This window comes from Bifidobacterium sp. POST2/T3 (B1), assembly GCF_058197115.1.
This window is the reverse complement of sequence record NZ_JBVPQK010000217.1, coordinates 1-4,513: the sequence shown is the minus strand read 5'-3', so window position 1 is coordinate 4,513 and position 4,513 is coordinate 1. Positions and strand designations below refer to the sequence as shown.

6 protein-coding genes are annotated in these 4,513 nt (G+C 59.1%); all 6 read right to left on the bottom strand.

What is annotated here, in order from left to right; all coding sequences use genetic code 11:
* Positions 1-384 (bottom strand): transporter substrate-binding domain-containing protein (locus AC0AP0_RS09310; RefSeq protein WP_490430261.1); only part of this gene is annotated, 384 nt, incomplete at its 3' end.
* 83 nt (positions 385-467) lie between these two features.
* Positions 468-1,343: an amino acid ABC transporter ATP-binding protein gene (locus AC0AP0_RS09305; RefSeq protein WP_490430260.1), complete on the bottom strand. Its 876-nt coding sequence runs from the start codon at positions 1,341-1,343 to the stop codon at positions 468-470.
* The gene (locus tag AC0AP0_RS09300; RefSeq protein WP_110413460.1) at positions 1,336-2,010 is read right to left on the bottom strand and encodes an amino acid ABC transporter permease; all 675 of its coding nucleotides are present in this window, start codon (positions 2,008-2,010) and stop codon (positions 1,336-1,338) included. The genes AC0AP0_RS09305 and AC0AP0_RS09300 overlap by 8 nt, the downstream gene beginning before the upstream one ends.
* Entirely contained in the window at positions 1,997-2,650 is a 654-nt protein-coding gene (locus tag AC0AP0_RS09295; RefSeq protein ID WP_490430259.1) for an amino acid ABC transporter permease, read from the bottom strand. The genes AC0AP0_RS09300 and AC0AP0_RS09295 overlap by 14 nt, the downstream gene beginning before the upstream one ends.
* A gap of 523 nt (positions 2,651-3,173) precedes the next feature.
* Positions 3,174-3,416 carry a glutaredoxin-like protein NrdH gene (gene nrdH / locus AC0AP0_RS09290; protein ID WP_110413462.1) on the bottom strand — a complete coding sequence of 81 codons (243 nt, stop codon included), beginning with the start codon at positions 3,414-3,416 and terminating at the stop codon, positions 3,174-3,176.
* 236 nt (positions 3,417-3,652) lie between these two features.
* Positions 3,653-4,456 (bottom strand): endonuclease NucS, encoded by an 804-nt coding sequence (gene nucS / locus AC0AP0_RS09285; RefSeq protein ID WP_490430262.1) that lies wholly within the window; start codon positions 4,454-4,456, stop codon positions 3,653-3,655.
* Between the last annotated feature and the right edge of the window lie 57 nt (positions 4,457-4,513).

The window sequence follows — 4,513 nt, the reverse complement described above, 5'->3', positions numbered from 1 at the left end:
CACGTCCACCTTGTTGCTGGACAGCACATCCACACGGGCGGCCGGGTCCACCGAGGTGTATTCGGGCTTGACGCCCAAATCCTTGGCCAGGCGCTCGGCCAAGACCACATCGTAGCCCTGGTTCTTGCCGTCCTTGTCCACGTAGCCGAAGGGGGCCTTGTCGGTGAAGACCGCCACCTTGAGCTTTCCGGACTTGGTGATCTGCTCCGGGGTGCGTGCAGACCCTGATGCTGCCGAAGAGCCGGAGCTGCTTGCCGAGCCGCTTCCAGCGTCACTGGGGGTGGCCGCCGAAGGGCCGCAGGCCGCCATGGAAGCCATCATCGCGATCGTCGCCCCCGTGGCCAGCGTCGCCCGTATTAATCGGTTCACTACCCTTGCGGTCATGATCCCTCTTTTCCTCTTATCTTTCCTATGACCGCCCCTGGAGGCGGTTCCGGCGAATACCGCCGGACGAATATGCGAAGTCCTCATCGGGACTTCTGATCCTGGTCCTGGTCCCGCCTGCGCTCATAGGTGAAGGTGGACAGGAAGCGTTGCGCCCGGTCAGTGGCCGGGTGAGTGAAGAAGGCTTCCGGATCGTCGGACTGCTCAACCAGTGAGCCTCCATCCAAAAGGACAATGTGGTCGGCGATGCCCCTGGCGAAGGCCATCTCGTGGGTGACGATCATCATGGTCAGTCCTTGGTCGGCCAGCTCCAGAATGACCTGGAGGACCTCGCGGACCATCTCAGGGTCCAGAGCCGCTGTCACCTCGTCGAAGAGCATGATTTCGGGATGGAGAATGAGCGCCCGGCAGATGGCCACCCTTTGCCGCTGGCCACCCGAGAGCTGGCTGGGCCAGGCATCCCGGCGGTCGGCCAGACCTACCCGGTCCAGCAGCTCCAGAGCCTCCTGACGTGCCTGGTCCCGCTTGCGCTTCTGAACCAGGACGGGTGCCAAGGTCACGTTATCCAGCACAGTCCTGTTGGGGAAGAGGTCGTAGCTCTGGAAGACCATGCCGATCCTGGTGCGTAGGTCGGAGCTGCGGTTGCCCGACATAAGGCCGCCAGGACCTCCACTGTGCTTGCCCAGGGGATGCCCGGTCTCCACCACTTGACCATCCAGAAGGATGCGGCCGCCCTGTATGGGCTCCAGTCCGGCTATGGTCCTCAACAGGGTAGACTTGCCAGAGCCCGAGGGGCCAAGGACCACAAAGACCTTGCCCTTGGGCACCTGGAAGGAGATGTCATTGAGCACAGGGCTCTGAGCCTGTGGATACTGCTTGACCAGATGCTCGACGGTCAGCACCGCCCGTTCCTCCTGATCATCCTGTGGCTGGTTCGCCGTCGTTTGCCCCTCAGTCATGAGCCCACCTCTTTTCCAGATGCCGGGCCACCAGGGACAGGGGCCAGCAGATGAAGAAATACATAAAAAAGATCACCCCGTAGATCCACAGAGTCGCCTGAGGATAGGCGAAACGGTTGGCGTCGATGATCTGCTGACCGACCTTGATGACCTCGATGACGCCCAGCAGGGCGGCCAAGGAGGTGGTCTTGACGATCCTGGTAGCCAGGTTGACGCTGGCAGGCAGCAGTCGGCGCAGGGCCTGTGGAAGTATGATTCTGGAGAAGGTCTGCCAGGACCCCAGTCCCAGGACATAGGCCGACTCTACCTGGGTGCGAGGTATGGACTCCAAAGCGCCGCGGACCAGGTCGCCCAGCTCGGCCCCGCCCCAAAGCACAAAGACCAGCAGGCAGGCGCCCGTGGCATCCAGATTCAGGTTCCATGCCCTGGACAGTCCATAGAAGGCGATGAAGAGCAGGGCCAGCTGTGGCATGATGCGGATGAAGTCCAGGTAGATCCTCATCAGGAAGCGAATCAGGGGGTTGCGCAGGGTCATCAGCCATCCGACCACCAACCCCAAGGGCAGAGAGAGCAGGACCGAGACGCCGGCTATCCAGACAGTCACCCAGAGCCCCTGGAAGAGCCTGGGCATGACCCCTGGCAGGAAGAGCACCTCAACGCCGTGCATAGTCGAACCTCCGCTCAAGAACGGTTCCGATGACCGAGATGGGCAGCAAGATGACCAGATAGGTGACGATGAGCAGAGTCAGCGACTCGTAGGTGTCATAGGACGTTCCCATCAGATCCTTGGTGACATACATGACGTCGGCCAGAGCGATGGCCGAGACCACAGATGACTCCTTAATCAGGAAGATGATGTTGGCCACCACACCCGGTATGGCGCTGCTCAGGGCCTGGGGCAGCACAATCCTGGTCAGGGTCTGGCCAGGCGTGAATCCCAGGACGCGGGCTGACTCGGTCTGCACCCGAGGCACCGCCTCCAGTCCGCCACGCATGGCTTCGGCCATGTAGGAACCGCCCAAGAAGGCCAACCCGACGATGGCGCAGGTCTGGGCGCTCCAGTTGACCCCAAGCTTGGGCAATCCGAAATAGAGAAAGTAGAGCTGAACCAGGAGCGGTGTGTTTCTTGACAGCTCGATGTACATCCTGGCCACCTGCGAGAGCAGAGGAATCCTGAAGACCTCCAGCCCGGCGCAGACCAGCCCGATCAGCATGGAAAACACCACGCCAAAGAAGGAGATAAAGACCGTTACATAGGCTGCATTGACGAAGAAGTGCAGATTCTGCGCCATGAAAGTCCAATTCATGCCCTCACCCCCCTAGTTGCTTGAGTCCTGTTCATCTTCTCCTCTTCACTGCTTTTCGCCCGCTTCACGCCACCTGCGGCATATAGTGCACAATCCTAGAGAGCGTGAACCGCTTTCCTCTGCTTTTCGATATACGAATACCGGATACCGCGTTATCATCAGCTCTCACAGGAACCTGGACGACGATTCGCAATCATCCTGCAACCGAGTGGCACTGATGAGAGGGCCACCAGACGGCAAAGGCCAACGACACCTGCAGATCGTGCATCCTGCAACTGGCAGGTACACTGCACAAACCACAGATGATCTCTCCGTCATTGCAATACCTATCAACCAAGCAGTGCCGAATCAAACGTGGCCGACCCATTGAGCAATTGCAGAACAATAATCAGTCAATTACCTGCCTACCAAGCATCTACTAACCAAGTAGGCGCACACTGTGTTTTTCATCAACCCTGCTACTCACCAAGCTATGAAAAAAGCCCGGTCCACATATTCGTGAACCGGGCTCCGAGTGCTTTGATCAGGCAAAGACCTTGGTGCTCTGTGCTACCTTCCTGATCAGATCGGGGCGATACCCGCTCCACGTCTCCTGGTCAGTGACTACAATGGGGGTCTGCTTGAATCCCTGGGCGATGAACTGGTCGATCAAGGTCTGATCCTCGGTCAAATCCACCTGCTCGAACTCCAGCCCCTGCTTGGTCAACTGACGCTTGGTGGCATCACACTGGGGACAGTGCGCCTTGGTGTAGACCGTGATGGACATAATCGCCTCTCCCTTAAATGTAGCCGTGACATTCCAAGCCCTATAGCCCTCTGCTTAGAACCTGTTGTTTGCACTCTACACAATCCCAGACGCAAGCACAATACCACCTGTAGTGGCGTGTCAGGCCATAAACCCCAATATCTAGTAGCTTTTCAGGTCTTATAGAGCCAAATGAGAATCTATGTGAGCTGCCTGACATATTGACTATGCAAGACGATACAAGACTGAAAACTGTCTCAGAAGAGGGTCAGTTCATCGCTGTCAGCACCCTTCATGGCCTCGTAGTCCAGGATCAGGCACTCGAATCCCCTGTCCTCGGCAAGAACCCTGGCCTGGGGTGTAATGGTCTGGGCCGCAAAGATCCCGCGGACAGGGGCCAGCAGGGGGTCGCGATTGAGCAGACGGCAGTAGCGGGTCAGCTGTTCCACCCCGTCGATACCCCCATGCCGCTTGATCTCGATGGCCACATGCCGTCCCTGGCCATCCACGGCCATGATGTCCACTGGGCCGATGGGCGTGGGATACTCCCGGCGGACCAGGGTGGCCCCCGGGCCAATGCGGTCAATCTGTTCAGCCAGGTAACGCTGCAGATGCGCTTCCACACCGTCCTTGACCAAGCCGGGATCCATCCCCAGGTCGTAGCTGTCATCGGCATAGACCTGGTAGAGCCTGATGGTGAGTACATCGCTGGATTTGACCGCCGAAACACGCAGGACCTTACGGACAGGCCGAGCCTGGTCCTGATCCTGCTCCTGGGCGATCAGCGCATCGGGCGCGGCAGCTTCGACCACCTCGTCCGGCCCGGTCCCGTCCGCGGGATCAGCCTTGGCATCTGCGTCGTCTCTACTCGTCTCCTCGGGTTCGATCTCCCTGATGGTACAGGGGGCGCACATCCAGTTCAGGGGCTTGTAGGAGCCCAACTCCGAAAAGATCAGACAGCTCATGTCGGCCTTGATCAGCAGAACGCGCCTGGCCGGCGGCAGGCTGGCATTGAGACGCCCGGAGTATTCGGCTGAGCAATCGGCAACAATGATTCGCACAGGTGCCAATATATCAGTCGCTGCTCCGGGCGGAAAAGAAAAGCCCGGCCGATGCAA